Here is a 14,531-nt window from a genome sequence, read left to right on the forward strand (position 1 = left end):
GCGGAGGATCACGCCGGGGGCGGCGGCGTGGGCGACTCCACGCCCCGCGCCGCGCATTTAACCACTAGCACGGGGCATGCCGCTTCCCGTAACACCCGTTCCGCCACGGAGCCGAAGACGAGCTTCCGCCACCCGGCCCAACCGTGCGTCGCCAGGACGATCAGGTCGGCACCGATTCCCTCCGATGCGCGCACGAGCTCGCGGGCGGGGTCCCCCACGCCCACCCGGACCTCGCACCCGGCGGTGCCCGCGAAGTGCTCCGCCGCGAGCGTTTCCAGCCTTCGGGAGACCTCCGCGCGCAGCTTCCCCAGATACTCGGCCGCCGGCACGACCGACAGCCCGAAATCCACGTACGGCGGGATCTCCCAGGGAGTCGGCGGCTCGTCCGGGAGGACGTGCATGAGAACGACCCGGGAGGCGGTCCCCACCGCGATCGCGCGCGCCGTCGCGAACGCCTGCACGGACTCGGAGCTGAAGTCGGTGGCGACGAGAATCGTTCGGAAGGGCAACATGCGACGCCCTCGCCTTCGCCGAGCAGGCTAGCGCCGCATCCCCCGGACGGCCTTGAGCAACGTCAATCCCGTCCCCCCTCGGGGACGGGGCGTCCCGGCGCGGGGACGGCCCTCCGTGAGCGGCGGGCCTCGAACCAGGCCCCGCTCGCCACCGCGACGAGGACCAGCGAGAAGCAGAGGAAGAAACCGGTCACGAATCCGCCGCTGTAGGCCTCCCCCACGGCGAGGTAGTACTCGTTGGACGGGATTCGCGGGAACGTCGCCAACTCGTTGTTGAACACCCGTCCGACGAATACCCCGAGCGCCCCGAGGCAGAACAGGGCCCCGGGGACTCCGATCAACAAGGCCGCGAAGCGGTCGCGTCGACTCATGGGTCCGGAGTATCCGGTCAGGCGCCCGGCGCGACCATCCCCAAATGCGGCGGGGGAGGCACGAAGATGCCTCGGCGCCTAGAATGTCGGCGCTTTCGGCAGCGGTGGAGGGCCTCGCACCATGAGCTTCGAACCGGGCCTCGCGGCCTACCGCCGCCGCCCCACGCGCGTCGTGAACGTCGGCGACGTCCCTCTCGGGGGGGACCACCCGATCCGCGTGCAGTCCATGACGACCCCCGCGACGACCGATACCGCGGCGACGGTCGCGCAGATCGTGCGTCTCGTCGAAGCCGGGTGCGAAATCGTCCGCGTCACCGTCCCGACCTCCAACGACGCCGACAACCTGCCGAACATCCGCGCCGAGCTGAAACGGCGCTCGATCCGCGTTCCGCTCGTCGCCGACATCCACTTCACGCCCGCGGCCGCGATGAAGGCGGTCGAGCACGTCGAGAAGATCCGGGTGAACCCGGGGAACTTCGCGGACAAGAAGCGTTTCGCGGTCCGCGAGTACACGGAGTCGGAGTATGCCGCCGAGCTCGAGCGCATCGCGAAGGTCTTCTCCCCGCTCGTGCGCCGCTGCGTCGAGCTGGGAGTGGCGATGCGGATCGGCACCAACCACGGGTCGCTGTCCGACAGGATCCTGAACCGGTTCGGGGACACCCCCGAAGGGATGGTCGAATCGGCGCTCGAGTTCGTCGCGATCTGCGAGGCGTACGGCTACCGCGACCTCGTCCTCTCGATGAAGGCGTCGAATCCGAAGGTCGTGCTCGAGGCCTATCGCCTGCTCGCGCGACGCATGGACGCGCAGGGTCGCGACTACCCGCTGCACCTCGGCGTCACCGAGGCCGGGGACGGCGAGGACGGCCGCATCAAGTCCGCGATCGGCATGGGAGCGCTCCTCGAGGAAGGGCTCGGGGACACCGTGCGCGTCTCGCTCACCGAGGACCCCGTCGCGGAGGTCCCGGTGGCGTTCGCGCTCGTCGCCCCCTACAACCGGGCGAGACCCCGCCCCGCGACGGAGCCGATCCCCGAGATCGTCTCCCCTCCCCCCCGGAAGGGGACCGTGGCGGTGGAGGTCCCGCTCCGGTCGCCGATCTCGGACGTCGACGCCCTGCGCCGCGAGATCGACGGCGAGGCGGGGGTGCGCGTTCCCGAGGACACCCGCGCCGACGTGGTGTCGATCGACGCGTCGACCTGGAACGACGTGGCGGGAGTCGAGCGGCTGCGAGCCTCCCTCGCGCTCGTCGCCCCGCGGCTCCGGCTCTCGGCCCGCGTCCCCGCGGCCCTCGTCGCCGGCGCCGACGACCCTGCGCTCGACTCCCTCGCCCGCGCGGCGCACCGGATCCACGTCCGCGCTGCGGCGCCGCTCGCCGCCGCCGCGATCGAATCGCTTCGCGCGCTCGCGCGGCGCACGACCGTGCTCGTGGAAGCCGGCGGAGGCGTCGAGCCCGCGATCGACCTCGCGATCGGGGTCGCGCGGGGCGGCGGGAACGTGGCCGTCGCGATGGACCCGACCCTCGAAACCGGGCCGCTGTTCGCCAACCGCGCCCTCGCCGCCCGCCTGCTCGCCGAGGACCTGCGGGCGCCCCACGTGCTGATCGACCGACCCGCGCTTCGCGGGGCCGACCTTTCGCTCGGGCCCGCCGCGCACCTCGGCGGGCTGCTGTGCGAGGGGATCGGGGACGCCGTCCACGTCGACGCCGGCGACGCCGCCTCCTCGCGGAGGCTCGGCTTCAACATCCTGCAGGGAGCGCGCGTCCGGATCACGAGGACCGAGTTCATCTCGTGCCCGTCCTGCGGGCGGACGTTGTTCGACCTCGAGTCGACCACCGCGACGATCAAGGCGCGCACCGCGCACCTGAAGGGGCTCAAGATCGCCGTGATGGGATGCGTGGTGAACGGCCCGGGGGAGATGGCCGACGCCGACTTCGGCTACGTCGGCTGGGGGGACGAGAAGATCGCCCTGTTCGTCGGGAAGGAGATGGTCGAGAAGGACATCCCCACCGGCGAGGCGGCCGATCGGCTCGTCGCGCTCATCAAGCGCCACGGGAAATGGGTGGAGCCTCCGTCGACGGCGAAGGCTTCGCCCTGAGCGCACGGACCGCCGCGAGCGCCACGTAGCCCGCAAGGGCGAGGAGCGCCGCCGCCGCCGCCGCGTTGAACGCCGCGGCGTCGAACCCCGACGAGCGGCGCCCCTGGGCCCACACGATCGCGCCGAGCGCCCACACGGTGATCACGAGGACGAACGCGCTGGGGATGGCGGTGAACCAGCCGCTGCGGCCGGTGCGGCGGAACCACACCGTCAGGGCGACGAGCGTCAGCGCCGCGAGGAGCTGGTTCGAGGCGCCGAACAGCGTCCAGAACGAGCGCCATCCCCCGGAGCCGGCGGCCGTCAGGACGAGCGCGGGGGGGAGCGCCGTCACGAGCGTCGCCGCGAGGGCTCCCGCCCTTCCCCGAAGCCCCGTCAGCTCCTGCACGAGGTAACGACCGAGCCGCATCGCGACGTCGAGGGTGTCGAAGACGAACGTCGAGAAGGCCATCGCGCCGAACGTCGTCGCGACGGCGAGGTTCTCCTCGCCGACCACGAGCGTGAGGAACCGCCCGATTCCCTCCCCGTAGATCTTCCCGGGCGCCACGCCCCGCACCGCGTCGCTCGTCGCGATCATCACCGTCGCGAGCGCGATCAGCGCGACGAACGCCTCCGCGAGCATCGCCCCGAACCCCACGGGACGGCAGTGCGACTCCCGGTCGATCTGCTTCGAGGTCGTCCCCGAGCAGACGAGCCCGTGGAACCCCGAACACGCCCCGCAGGCGATCGTGACGAAGAGGAACGGGAACAACGCCCCCGCGAACCCGCCCGTGTCCCAGGTCTTGAACGCGGGCTGCACGACCGCGTGACCGCCGAAGAAGATCCCGAGGACGCCCGCCCCGATCGCCGCGTACAGGATGAACCCGCCGAGGTACCCGCGCGGCTGCAGCAGGTAGCGCACCGGCGTGAGCGAGGCGACGACGCAGTAGCCGACGATCAGCAGGGTCCAGCCGGCGTGGTCGAGGACCAGCAGGTGGGACACCCACGTCCCCGCCCACGCCGCGCCGAAGGCGAGCGGGACGAACACGACCGTCGAGATCCAGAGCGGCGGCGCGAGCCACCGCCCGACGAGCCCCATCGCCACCGCCACGCCGAGGTACATCACGCTCGCGGCGGCGACCGCCCCCCCCGGGTTGAAGGTGCGTCCCGCCGCCTCGAGCTCGTCGGTCCCCGAGACGAACGCCGCGGCCGTCATGTCGGTGAACGCGACGATGACGTAGACCAGGGCGATCCAGATGAACGCCATCATCGCGCGCCCCGCGCTTGGCCCGAGCCATCGGGAGGCGATCTGCGCCACCGACGAGGCGTCGTGGCGCACCGAGCCGGCCAGGCTCGCGAAGTCGTGGACCGCGCCCACGAAGACCACGCCGAACCCGATCCACAGCAGGCACGGAAGCCACCCGAAGGCGTCGCACGCGAGGATCGGGCCGGCGATCGGTCCGGCCGCCGCGATCGCGGAGAAGTGCTGCCCGAAGAGGTAGAAGGGCTTCGTCGGCTCGAAATCGGTGCCGTCGCGTCGCGTGTGCGCGGGCGTCGGGCGCGAATCGTCCAGGGCGAGGCGGCGCGCGACGAACGCCCCGTAGAAGCGGTACCCGAGGGCGAGCAGGACCAGGAACGCCCCCGCGATCAGGGGCAGGCTCACGGACCGCCCTCGATCTCGCGCCACTCCCGGACCGTCCACGCGCACAGTCCTTCCTCGACCAGGGGGCTCGACCTCGCCAGCGCCTCCGCCTCGAGGAGGTCTTTCGCTTCGAAGATGTCCAGGAAGCCGTCGTCGTTCCGGAACGACCCGGCGACGCGAAGGCGCCCCTCCCGGCGCAGGGCGCGGAGGTGCTCCACGTGCCGCTCGATCGCGGGCGCGGCGTCCGCCGGCAGCGCCGTCACCACGATCGTGCGCGCCCAGAGCGTCATTCGATCTCGACCCTGGAGGCGTAGTCGGGGCGATTCGCCCCGATCCCCCGCCGCTCCTTCAGCAGGTCCGCGAGGGCGTCGCGCGCATCCGGCTCGCCGTGCACGAGGTGCACGCGCGCGGGAGAGCGTTCGGCGCCGGCGAGCCAGCCGAGGATCTCCCCCCGGTCGGCGTGCGCGGACAAGCCGTCGATCGTCGCGACCCGGGCGCGGACGGGAACCGTGCGGCCGTGCATCCGGAGCTCCTTCACGCCGTCCTGCAGCGCCCGACCGCGGGTGCCCACGCCCTGGTACCCGACGAACAGCACCGTCGTGCGATGGTCGGGGAGCTTGAAGAACAGGTGGTGCAGGATGCGGCCGCCTTCCGCCATCCCCGAGGCCGAGATGATGATCGCGGGGTAGCGGATGTCGTTCAGGCGCTTGGAGTCCTCGACGGTGCTCGCGCACTTCACGCCGTTTTCCAGGCCGAGCGGGTCGGCGCCGTGCGAGTTGGCGCGGCGCATCTCGCCGTCGACCGCCTCGGGGTGGTCGAGCGTGATGCGCGTCGCCTCGATCGCCATCGGGCTGTCCATGTAGATCGGGACGTCGGTCGGGAGCCTCCCCTCGTGCCTGAGCTCGCGCAGAAGCCACAACAGGTGCTGCGTGCGTCCGACGGCGAACGACGGGATCAGGAGCGTTCCCCCCGCCTGGATCGTCTCCATCGCGACGCGGAGGAGCACGTCCTTCGGGTCCTCCTCGGGGTGATCCCGATTGCCGTACGTGCTTTCGAGCAGCAGGTGGTCGCACGCGGGGAGGGGCGAGGGGTCCGGGAGGATCGGCTGGCCGTTGCGGCCGAGGTCCCCCGAGAAGACGACCGTCCGGTCACCGCCGTCGCGCCCAGCCTTCTTGAGGACGACTTCGATGAAGGCGGCGCCGACGATGTGTCCGGCGGGAAGGAACCGGATCGTGACGGCGTCGTGCACCTGGAGCGGCCGGCTCCAGGGATGCGGGTCGAGCCGCTCGAGCGCGTCCCTCGCGTCGGCCTCGGTGTACAGCGGCAGCGCCGGCTTGTGTTTCGAGGCGCCGCGCCAGTTCAGGTACCGCGCGTCCTCTTCCTGCAGGTGCCCCGAGTCGGGGAGGATGATCCCGCACAGGTCGCGGGTCGCCGGGGTGCAGACGACGCGCCCTGCGTACCCGAACTTCAGCAGCCGCGGGAGCCACCCCGTGTGGTCGAGGTGGGCGTGCGTGAGAACGACGAGATCGAGCGTGCCGACGTCGAACGGCGGCTCCGCCCAGTTCCGGAGGCGCAGGTCCTTGAGCCCCTGGAACAGGCCGCAGTCCACGAGCATCCGGAACCCCCGGTGCTCGAGCAGGTACTTCGAACCGGTCACGGTGCCGGTCGCGCCGAAGAACGAGAGGGTTGCCATGGGGCGCATCGTCTTTCGGGGCGCCGTCTTGGTCAAGCCCCGCCGCCGTTTGGTACGATGCCCGCCTTTTCCATGGAGGATCCGCCGATGCGCGTTCAGATCGAATACTGCACCTCCTGAGGGTATCTCCCCAAGGCCGCCGGTCTGGCGGCCGAGCTGAAGAAGAAGTTCGACGTCGACGCCGAGCTGGTCCCGTCCTCGGGAGGGGTTTTCGAGATCTCCGTGGACGGCGCCAAGGTGTTCTCGAAGAAGGAACTGGGTCGTTTCCCCGTCGAGGGCGAGGTCGACGAGATCTTCCGCGCCCGCTAGGGATTCCATGAGCCTGCTCGATCGCGCGGTCGTCCACGGTCTGCCGTTCGTCCCCAAGCCGATCGTCGGCATGTTCTCGAAGCGGTACATCGCGGGGCCGCGGATGCAGGACGCCTTCCGCGTCGCCCGGGAGCTCGAGGGCGAGGGGGCGATGTCGACGATCGACATCCTCGGCGAGTTCATCAAGAACCTCGACGAAGGGGATGCCAACGCCGACCAGTACATCGACCTCGTCCGTCGCATCGCCGGCGAGCGCTTCGCGGACGTCAACGTCTCGGTGAAGCTGACCGCGCTCGGCCTCACCCTCGACAAGGCGCGATGCCTCGCGAACATGCGCCGGCTGATGGCGGTGGCCCGGGAGGCGGGGTTGTTCGTCCGGATCGACATGGAAGACTCGCCGTGGACCGACGTCACCTGCGAGATCTACCGGACGTTGCGCTCCGAGTTCCCGGGGAAGGTCGGCGTGGCGATCCAGTCGCGCCTGCGGCGGACGATGGACGACGTCGAGTCGCTCACCGCCGAGCCCGCGAACTTCAGGCTGTGCAAGGGAATCTACCTCGAGCCGCGCCCGATCGCGTGGACCGACCCGGAGCTGATCCGGCGGAACTTCACGCTCGCCCTCGAGCGGATGCTCGAGCGCGGGGCCTACGTCGGGATCGCCACCCACGACGAGCAGCTGGTGTGGGAAGCGCTGCGCCTGGTGCGCCGCTTCGGCCTCACCCGCGAGAGGTACGAGTTCCAGATGCTGCTCGGGGTGGACGAGGAGCTGCGGCGGATCCTGCTCGGGGCCGGGCACCGTCTGCGCGTGTACGTCCCTTACGGCGAGCGCTGGTACGCGTATTCGGTGCGGCGGCTGCGCGAGAACCCGCAGATCGCCAAACACGCGCTGCGGGCGATCCTCAAGGGAGCCTGACGCCCACCCCGTGCGCGTAGACGACGGCGCCGCCCAGCCACGCGGTGCCGATCCCCATCGCGACGCCGCCCAGGAGCGCGATCGCGTAGATCGGCCGCTGGGCTTCGGGAATCCGTCCCCGGTGCCAGCCCTTCCACAACGCCAGCGCCAGGAAGGTCCCGAGCAGCACGATACCCATCCGCTCGTGGGCGCCCATGGCCTCTTCCGACCCCGCGTGCAGCGTCACGACGTTGAGCGCCAGGAAGCCGCTCGCGACCGTCGGGACCAGGACGAGCGTGCCGAGGACCACGAGGATCGCGCCGAACCGTTCGGCACGCTCGCGGCTCGCGAGGATCCCGATCGATTCCGCGAGGCCGCCGGCGACGAGGAAGGCGATCGCGAAGTGGACGAGAGCCGGATGGAGGAGGTGCATCGGCGCGGGAGAATACCCTCTCACGCCCCCGGATGCCGCGTCGCCAGTTCCTCGAGCAGCGCCTTCGACCGCGCGTCCAGGTCCTTGGGCGGCACGATCTGCACCACGACGAGGAGGTCCCCGGCCCTGCGGGAGCCGTGCGCGGGAACGCCGCGTCCGCGCAGCCGCAGCTTCTGCCCGCTGCGCGTCGCCGGCGGGATCTCGATCGTCGCCCTGCCGTCGAGCGTCGGGACGTCCACGCGGCCGCCGAGGGTGGCCTTCACGATGCCCACGGGGACCTCGCACAGCAGGTGCGGGCCGTCCCGCCGGAACAGCGGGTGCGGCTCCACGTGCACGCGGAGGTAGGCATCCCCGGCGGTGCCGCCGCCGTGCCCCGCTTCGCCCCGGCCCGCCACCCGGACGCGGGCCCCGTCCTCGATCCCGGGAGGGATCCGCACCTTGACCCGTTCGCCGGCGCCGCGCGCGCCCCCGCGGGGAATCGTCACCTCGATCGTGTGACCGGTGATCGCCTGCACGAAGGGGATCGTCATCTCGAACTCGAGGTCGCCGCCTCGCGCACGACCTCGGGGACGCGCGCCGCGGGCGGCGCTCCCGAACAGCGACTCGAACAGATCCGAAAAGCCGCCGAAGTCGAACGCCTCGGCCTGCTCGCGGCTCATGCCGGCGAAGGGATCGAAGCCGGTGCCGAACGCCTCGCGACCGCCGCGATCGTACCGGGCGCGCTTGTCCGGATCGCCGAGCACGGCGAACGCCTCCGCGACCTCCTTGAAACGATCCTCGGCCCCCGAGTCTCCGGGATTCACGTCGGGATGGAACTTGCGCGCGAGTTTCCGGTAGGCGGCCTTGATCTCCTTCTCGGTCGCGGACCGGCCGACTCCGAGCACCTCGTAGTAGTCGCGATTCGACGTCATGTTCCGGGGGGTATGTCGTACGGATCGACGGGCGTGTCAAGCGGCCCCCGCTACAATGGCCGCGTGTCCCTCCTGCGCCCGATCCTCGTCCTGCTCCTCGCCCCCGCGGTCGCCGCGCAGCAGGAGCCCCCTCCGAGCCCCCTCAAGCCGCCGCCGCCGGCGATCCGCCCGAAGCCTCCCGCGAAGGGGGAGCCGCTGCAGGACAGCGGGTCCGCGGACGACACCTGGCCGGGGCTCGACGCGGAGCTCGCGGACAAGCTCGCGGCGAGCGCCGAGCGTTACCGGGAATACGCCGTCCGGTTCACGACCGACGAGTCGGTCCGCGCGGCGCGCTACACCGACGGCGAGGCGACCTCCGAGGAGCTGCGCCGGTACGGCTACCTCCTCGACCGCGGGGAGGGACCGTTCGACCTCCGCGAGTTCCGGCAGAAGCTGAAGGCGGACGGCTCGCTCGCGCGCGGCGAGGTGAAGGACGAAGAGCCCTTCCCCCCCGCATACGGCTGGGTGTTCCTCTTCAGCCGGTTCCACCAGCCGTTCTTCGCCTACCGCGATCTGGGGGAGCGCTTCGAGGGTTTCGACCTGGTGCGCGAGATCCGCTTCCGCGGCGCGCTCCCCTACACCGACGGCCGCGACATCCGGCAGTGGGAAGGGACCGTCCTCGTCGACGTCACGACGGGGTCGCCCGTCGAGATCCGCGCGGAGCCCAGCCGCCAGACGGAGCGGATCCGCTGGATGTTCGACCGCTGGGCGCAGGCGTTCAACATCATCGGATTCCGCACCGCGCCGCGGCCGTTCGGCCATCGCTGCCGCGTGGCGTTCGGCCTGCGGCAGGACCGTCTGAGCTTCCCGACGGAGCTTCGGTACGACACCTTCCGCGCGGTCAGCTCGAAGTCGCAGATTCCCTGGAGCGCATCGATCCGCACCTACGAGGGATATCGCTTCTTCAAGACGGCGACCGAGGAGACCCCCGGCGAGACGGTGCGGCCCGGGCGCTGACTCCTACTTCGCCGCGGGAGGCGGTTGCGTCCCGCCCGGGGCGGCGCCCGTCGGGGCCGCGGCGGGAACCGCCGGCTTCAGGAACGCCTCGTCGACGATCTTCACCTGCGCGGCCTGACTGAGCTGCTGCACCTTCTGCTGGACCGCGGCGGCGTCCTTGGCGCGCCCCATGTCGAGCGCGAGCCGGGCCTTGACGTCGTCGAAGGGGAGCACGCGGGCCGGCTGCTTCTCGGTGATCTTCATGAAGTTCAGGCCCGTGGGGGTGTCGAAGATCGGCGTGATCTGACCGACCGGCGTCGAGAAGCCGAGATCCTCGATCCGCGGGAAGACCGGGTTCGCCGTCTCGCCGCGGTGGAACCAGCCGAGGTCGCCCCCGTTGCCGGCGTTGGGCACCTGGGAGTACTCCTTGGCGATCGCGGCGAAGTCCTCGCCGGCGAGGGCGCGTTTGCGGGCCTCCTCGATCCGCTTGCGCGCGTCGGCCTTGAGGGGCTCGGCGTCGTCCGGCTTGGACAGGACGACCACGATCTGCGCGCGGACCTTCTCGGGCTCGCGGAACATCTCGGGATTCGCGTCGTAGAACTTCTTCACCTCGGCCTCGGGGACCGCGGCGTTGCCGGCGACGGACTTCATGTACTTGCGCGTGATCACGCGCAGCGTCGCCTCGTTGCGGAGATCGGCGTCGGTGAGCTGGGCCTCGGCGAGGAACTTCCGGAACGCCTGCTCGTCCGGAAAGCCCGTCCGGGCGCCCTGGAGCTCCTGCGCGATCTCCTCCTCGCTGGCCTGGATCCCCGTCTTCTCCGCGTCCTGGCGGATGAGCTCGTTGGCGATGAACGCCTCGAGCGCCGCCTGGCGGAGCGCCACCTCGGCATCGGGCTGCACCGCGCGTCCCTGCGCACGCATGCGCATCTTGGTCATCTCGATTTCCTGGAGCAGGCGGCGCGACTTGATCGGCCGGCCGTTCACCTCCGCGATCACGGTGTCGGGAGGCAGTTGCACCGGCTCGGCTTCGGGGGCCCCGCCCGGAGCCGCGTCCCGACCTTCGGCCGCCGGGGCCGGCTCCTTCGCGCCGCCGCAGGCGGCCAGGAAAACGACGAACGCGACGAGAACCGCCGGCGCGGTTCGGGCGAACGAGCGGCGCATGGAACCTCCAGGGATCGAAGTCGATCCGGACGAAGCGCCCATCTTACGAGGAGGACCCCGACCCGTCGAGCCGAACCCGCGACGCTCCGCGGCGGACGACGGCGGCGAGCCGGAGCAGGAGGATCGCCGCGACGACCGCGAGGGAGATCACGAGCCCCTGCCAGACCCCCGCCGGCCCCGACCCGTGACGGAACGCCAGCCAGGCGCCGATCGGAAGCCCGAGCGCCCAGTACCCCACGACGTTGGCGACCGCCGGGAGGTGGACGTCCCCCGCGCCGCGCAGCGCGCCGAAGCAGACCACCTGCGTCCCGTCGAACAGCTGGAACGCCCCCGCCAGGGGGAGCAGCACCGCGGCGAGCGCCACGACCTCGGGATCGGAGGTGTAGAGCCCGGTCAGAAGGCCCGGGAGGAACACGAACAACCCGGCGGGCAGGGTCATCATGGCGGCCCCCGCCGCGACGGCGGTCCACGCGGTGCGCGACCAGGGCAAGGACGCACCGACCAGGTTCCCCACCCGCGTCGCGGTCGCCGCGGCGAGCCCGTTGGGCAACATGAACGACAGGGTCGCGAGGTTCATCGCCACCGCGTGCGCCGCGATCGCGCGCGCGCCGAACACGCCCATCATCAGGCCCGCCGCGTGGAAGGCCCACACCTCGAGGGCGAAGGTGAGCCCGAGCGGAACGCCGATCGCCAGCAGCCGTCCGAGCGGCCGGAGCTCGAACATCCCGGCCGCCCCGGGCCAGTGGTCGCGCAGGATCGGGCGCGCGAGGCGCACGATGGCCGCGAGCATGAACCACTCCCCCGCCGCGCTCGCGAGCGCGCACCCCACGGCGCCGAGTCGGGGCGCCCCCAGGTTCCCGTACATGAGGACCCAGTTCAGGAAGACGTTGACGAGGTTCGCCGCGAGCACGGCGACCGTCGCCTCGCGCATGCGCCCCAGGGCCGCCAGGAACTGCCGGACCACCACGAACCCCATGAGGGCGGGGACCCCGGCGACTCTCGCGAGGGCGTACCCCGCGGCATCGGGGATCAGGGCGTCGGGCTGGCCGAGCAGCCTCAACCCCGGCCCGGCGAACGCGAGCATCGTGGCGATGGGGACCGCGAGCAGCATCCCCATCGCGACGCCACGGCTCAGGCCGAGCCCCACGCCGCGCCGGTCCCCCGCGCCGAACGCCTGGGCGACGACCGGATCCAGGGCCCGCGCCGCCCCGAAGGCGACGATGCTCACCGCGACGTGCCACAGCGCCCCGAGCGCGACCGCCGCCATCGTCTCCGCGCCGAGCCGGCCCGCCATGACGGTGTCGACCGTCGAGAGCGACACGCTCCCGATGTAGGCGACCGAGACCGGCCAGGCGAGGCCGAACAGCCGCTTGAGCTCGACGCGCGTGCCGGTCCAGGGCTCGATGCCGCGGGGGTTCATCCGGACATGGTAGAAGACGGGTCATGACCGACGACGAGCCGCCCCCCGACGAGGTCGAGATCCCGATCGAGGACCACCTCGACCTCCACGCGTTCGCGCCGCGCGACGTGACCGGGGTGGTGGAGTCGTACCTCGAGGCGGCGATCGAGCGGGGTTTCTCCGAGGTGCGCCTCATCCACGGAAAGGGGATCGGGGTGCAACGGGCCGCCGTGCGGCGCCTTCTGGACCGTCATCCGGGCGTGGCGGGGTACCGCGACGACGACGCCCTGCGCGGCGGATGGGGGGCGACGATCGTGATCCTGCGCCGGGAACGTTGACCCGGAGCGGCCGGGAACCCACAATGGCCGCGGAGAAGCGACCATGAGCGATCCCCTGCGCATCACCTGCCCGTGCTGTTCGACCCGGCTCGCGGTCGATCGCGCCAGCGGCGAGATCCTGTCCGAGGAGCGCCCCAAGGCCGACCCCGAAGCCACCTTCGAGCAGGCGATGCAGGCCGTGCGCTCCGGCGGCCAGCGCCGCGAGGACGCCTTCTCCAAGGCCTTCGAGCGGACCAGGAACCTCGACGACGTGCTCTCGAAGAAGTTCGACGAGGCCAAACGCAAGGCCGCGGAAGATTCCACCCCCTGGCGCAACCCGCTCGACAACGAATGACCATTTCCCGCGTGCGGCGCTCCTCGATCCTCGTCGTCTTCCTCCTCGCGGCACTCGTCGCGACCGACGCCTCGGCGGCCCCCGCCAAGAAGAAGCGCGCGAAACCCCGCCGGCCGGTGACCCCGCCGTCGCTCGTCTGGCACGTCGAGACCATGGACGGCCAGGTGATCTCGACGAATCGCGGCGACGAGTCGGTCAATCCCGCGTCGGTCGTCAAGGCCGCGACGACCTTGTGGGCCCTCGAGCGCCTCGGTCCGGATCACCGCTTCGAGACCACCGTGCATGCGCGCGGGACCGTGGACGCCAAGACGCGCACGCTCGTCGGCGATCTCGTCGTGCGCGGCGGCGGCGATCCCGACTTCCAGTCCGAGAACGTCTTCCTCGTGGCCGAGGCGCTCAACGCCCGCGGCATCCGGAAGGTGTCGGGGCGGCTCGTCGTCGACCAACGATTCTGGATCGGTTGGGAGGGAGGCTCCGAGGGGCCGGCCCTCACCGCCGAGCGGCGCGCGTGGATGATGGGTGAACGTCTCCGCCGCGCCCTGGACCCGGCGCGGTGGACGCGGGCGCAACACGCCGCGTGGCGGGCCTTCGCCGCCGCGGAAGGACGCCAGGTCTCCCGGCCGCCGGGGGTGCTCGTGCGCGGCGGCGTGAAGTTCGAGGCCGACGGGTCCGAGTACGCGGGGACGACCGTGGCGATCCACCGGTCCAAGCCGCTCGTCGACACGCTCCGGCGCTTCAACTGTTTCTCGAACAACGACATCGAACGGGTCGGCGGCGAGATCGGCGCCGCGGACGAGCTCGGCGCCGAGCTGAGCGGGCGCCTGGCGGAAGCGGGTGCCGGCGTCCAGCTCTCGACCACCTCGGGTCTGGGCGAGAACCGGCTCACCCCCCGCCAGATGGTCGGGCTCATGCGCGAGCTGCGCTCGACGGCGGGGAACCACGGCCTCGGGGTCGAGGAGATCCTCCCGGTCGCCGGCTGCGACCCCGGTACCGTGACCCGCTTCTTCCCGCGACTGTCCACCGGCAGCAACGCGACCGCGCTCGTGGGAAAGACCGGGACGTTGACGGCGACCGACGGCGGGATCGCCGTGCTCGCGGGGTTCCTCAACACCGGCGAGGGGGAATTCGTGTTCGCCGTCGCGGCGCCGCGTGCCGCAGGGAAGCTGCGGCTCGCCCGGCGCGTCGAGGAGCAGTGGCTGCTCGACCTGCTCGCGCGCCACGGCGGCGCGCGTCCGCGGACCTGCGCCGGCCCCCTCGCGGGCCCCGCCGACGGCGCGGCGATCGTCGAGGGGCCGCAAGCGCAGTCGACGGCCGGTGCCGGAGCGGCGTCGCAGCACTGAGCCGTCGATCCGATTGACATCCCCACTCCGGATGCAACAATGCGGCCCGAGGTTGAGGGGAAAGGAGTCTCTGAAGATGCGGATCTGGAAGTACGCGGTGGTCTTCGCTCTCGCGGCGCTCTCGTGCGGAGCCGCGCTGGCCCAGTCCCCGGT

Annotated in this window: 16 protein-coding genes; 7 read left to right on the forward strand and 9 right to left on the reverse strand. The window is 71.6% G+C overall.

Going from position 1 to position 14,531, the window contains the following annotated elements:
- Positions 1-8: 8 nt before the first annotated feature.
- Complete coding sequence (locus VF139_15295; protein HEX6852761.1) at positions 9-512, reverse strand: universal stress protein; 504 nt, start codon at positions 510-512, stop codon at positions 9-11.
- Between the two features lie 62 nt (positions 513-574).
- Positions 575-883: a hypothetical protein gene (locus tag VF139_15300; protein HEX6852762.1), complete on the reverse strand. Its 309-nt coding sequence runs from the start codon at positions 881-883 to the stop codon at positions 575-577.
- A 121-nt stretch (positions 884-1,004) separates the two neighbouring features.
- Here VF139_15300 and ispG point away from each other — a divergent pair, with 121 nt between their 5' ends.
- Entirely contained in the window at positions 1,005-2,975 is a 1,971-nt protein-coding gene (ispG, locus tag VF139_15305; protein HEX6852763.1) for a (E)-4-hydroxy-3-methylbut-2-enyl-diphosphate synthase, read from the forward strand.
- Here the strand turns inward: ispG and VF139_15310 are convergent.
- The 3 genes from VF139_15310 to VF139_15320 are packed head-to-tail and all read right to left on the reverse strand — an operon-like array spanning position 2,920 to position 6,286.
- Positions 2,920-4,614, reverse strand: coding sequence for a carbon starvation CstA family protein (locus VF139_15310; GenBank protein HEX6852764.1), 1,695 nt, complete (start codon positions 4,612-4,614; stop codon positions 2,920-2,922). The two genes, ispG and VF139_15310, sit on opposite strands and share 56 nt — an antisense overlap.
- A complete protein-coding gene (locus VF139_15315; protein HEX6852765.1) occupies positions 4,611-4,883 on the reverse strand; it encodes a YciI family protein in 273 nt (90 codons plus the stop codon). Before VF139_15315 ends, VF139_15310 begins: the two co-directional genes overlap by 4 nt.
- Positions 4,880-6,286 (reverse strand): MBL fold metallo-hydrolase, encoded by a 1,407-nt coding sequence (locus tag VF139_15320; protein ID HEX6852766.1) that lies wholly within the window; start codon positions 6,284-6,286, stop codon positions 4,880-4,882. The genes VF139_15315 and VF139_15320 overlap by 4 nt, the downstream gene beginning before the upstream one ends.
- A gap of 87 nt (positions 6,287-6,373) precedes the next feature.
- Between VF139_15320 and VF139_15325 the strand changes: the two genes are divergently transcribed.
- Both VF139_15325 and VF139_15330 read left to right on the forward strand, forming a co-directional pair.
- The gene (locus tag VF139_15325) at positions 6,374-6,595 is read left to right on the forward strand and encodes a SelT/SelW/SelH family (seleno)protein (protein HEX6852767.1); all 222 of its coding nucleotides are present in this window, start codon (positions 6,374-6,376) and stop codon (positions 6,593-6,595) included.
- A gap of 7 nt (positions 6,596-6,602) precedes the next feature.
- Positions 6,603-7,508 (forward strand): proline dehydrogenase family protein, encoded by a 906-nt coding sequence (locus VF139_15330; protein HEX6852768.1) that lies wholly within the window; start codon positions 6,603-6,605, stop codon positions 7,506-7,508.
- Here the strand turns inward: VF139_15330 and VF139_15335 are convergent.
- A complete protein-coding gene (locus VF139_15335; protein ID HEX6852769.1) occupies positions 7,495-7,920 on the reverse strand; it encodes a DUF2231 domain-containing protein in 426 nt (141 codons plus the stop codon). The two genes, VF139_15330 and VF139_15335, sit on opposite strands and share 14 nt — an antisense overlap.
- A 20-nt stretch (positions 7,921-7,940) precedes the next feature.
- Positions 7,941-8,831, reverse strand: a complete 891-nt coding sequence (locus VF139_15340; GenBank protein HEX6852770.1) for a DnaJ C-terminal domain-containing protein — start codon at positions 8,829-8,831, stop codon at positions 7,941-7,943.
- Between the two features lie 63 nt (positions 8,832-8,894).
- On the opposite strand from VF139_15340, the gene VF139_15345 reads away from it, so the two are divergent.
- A complete protein-coding gene (locus VF139_15345; protein ID HEX6852771.1) occupies positions 8,895-9,827 on the forward strand; it encodes a hypothetical protein in 933 nt (310 codons plus the stop codon).
- Between the two features lie 3 nt (positions 9,828-9,830).
- Here the strand turns inward: VF139_15345 and VF139_15350 are convergent, their stop codons facing one another.
- Together VF139_15350 and VF139_15355 are read right to left on the reverse strand one after the other, a co-directional pair.
- Positions 9,831-10,967, reverse strand: a complete 1,137-nt coding sequence (locus VF139_15350; GenBank protein HEX6852772.1) for a peptidyl-prolyl cis-trans isomerase — start codon at positions 10,965-10,967, stop codon at positions 9,831-9,833.
- A 43-nt stretch (positions 10,968-11,010) separates the two neighbouring features.
- A complete protein-coding gene (locus VF139_15355) occupies positions 11,011-12,387 on the reverse strand; it encodes an MATE family efflux transporter (protein ID HEX6852773.1) in 1,377 nt (458 codons plus the stop codon).
- A 23-nt stretch (positions 12,388-12,410) separates the two neighbouring features.
- Between VF139_15355 and VF139_15360 the strand changes: the two genes are divergently transcribed.
- From VF139_15360 to VF139_15370, 3 genes are read left to right on the forward strand one after another with little or no spacing between them, the layout of a single operon-like run.
- Positions 12,411-12,704 (forward strand): Smr/MutS family protein, encoded by a 294-nt coding sequence (locus VF139_15360; protein ID HEX6852774.1) that lies wholly within the window; start codon positions 12,411-12,413, stop codon positions 12,702-12,704.
- A 43-nt stretch (positions 12,705-12,747) separates the two neighbouring features.
- Positions 12,748-13,038 carry a hypothetical protein gene (locus VF139_15365; protein HEX6852775.1) on the forward strand — a complete coding sequence of 97 codons (291 nt, stop codon included), beginning with the start codon at positions 12,748-12,750 and terminating at the stop codon, positions 13,036-13,038.
- An 11-nt stretch (positions 13,039-13,049) separates the two neighbouring features.
- On the forward strand, positions 13,050-14,378 hold the full coding sequence (locus VF139_15370) for a D-alanyl-D-alanine carboxypeptidase (GenBank protein HEX6852776.1): 1,329 nt from the start codon (positions 13,050-13,052) through the stop codon (positions 14,376-14,378).
- Positions 14,379-14,531 lie beyond the last annotated feature (153 nt).

Source organism: Candidatus Polarisedimenticolaceae bacterium (genome assembly GCA_036376135.1).
Classification (GTDB): Bacteria; Acidobacteriota; Polarisedimenticolia; order Polarisedimenticolales; family DASRJG01; genus DASVAW01.

What these genes read in the sequence shown, in the direction of transcription:
- VF139_15340 (HEX6852770.1), bottom strand. Translation starts at nt 8,831, where the DNA reads ATGACGTCGAATCGCGACTACTACGAGGTGCTCGGAGTCGGCCGGTCC.
- VF139_15360 (HEX6852774.1), top strand. Translation starts at nt 12,411, where the DNA reads ATGACCGACGACGAGCCGCCCCCCGACGAGGTCGAGATCCCGATCGAG.
- VF139_15355 (HEX6852773.1), bottom strand. Translation starts at nt 12,387, where the DNA reads ATGAACCCCCGCGGCATCGAGCCCTGGACCGGCACGCGCGTCGAGCTC.
- VF139_15335 (HEX6852769.1), bottom strand. Translation starts at nt 7,920, where the DNA reads ATGCACCTCCTCCATCCGGCTCTCGTCCACTTCGCGATCGCCTTCCTC.
- VF139_15295 (HEX6852761.1), bottom strand. Translation starts at nt 512, where the DNA reads ATGTTGCCCTTCCGAACGATTCTCGTCGCCACCGACTTCAGCTCCGAG.
- VF139_15300 (HEX6852762.1), bottom strand. Translation starts at nt 883, where the DNA reads ATGAGTCGACGCGACCGCTTCGCGGCCTTGTTGATCGGAGTCCCCGGG.
- ispG (HEX6852763.1), top strand. Translation starts at nt 1,005, where the DNA reads ATGAGCTTCGAACCGGGCCTCGCGGCCTACCGCCGCCGCCCCACGCGC.
- VF139_15315 (HEX6852765.1), bottom strand. Translation starts at nt 4,883, where the DNA reads ATGACGCTCTGGGCGCGCACGATCGTGGTGACGGCGCTGCCGGCGGAC.
- VF139_15365 (HEX6852775.1), top strand. Translation starts at nt 12,748, where the DNA reads ATGAGCGATCCCCTGCGCATCACCTGCCCGTGCTGTTCGACCCGGCTC.
- VF139_15350 (HEX6852772.1), bottom strand. Translation starts at nt 10,967, where the DNA reads ATGCGCCGCTCGTTCGCCCGAACCGCGCCGGCGGTTCTCGTCGCGTTC.
- VF139_15320 (HEX6852766.1), bottom strand. Translation starts at nt 6,286, where the DNA reads ATGGCAACCCTCTCGTTCTTCGGCGCGACCGGCACCGTGACCGGTTCG.
- VF139_15330 (HEX6852768.1), top strand. Translation starts at nt 6,603, where the DNA reads ATGAGCCTGCTCGATCGCGCGGTCGTCCACGGTCTGCCGTTCGTCCCC.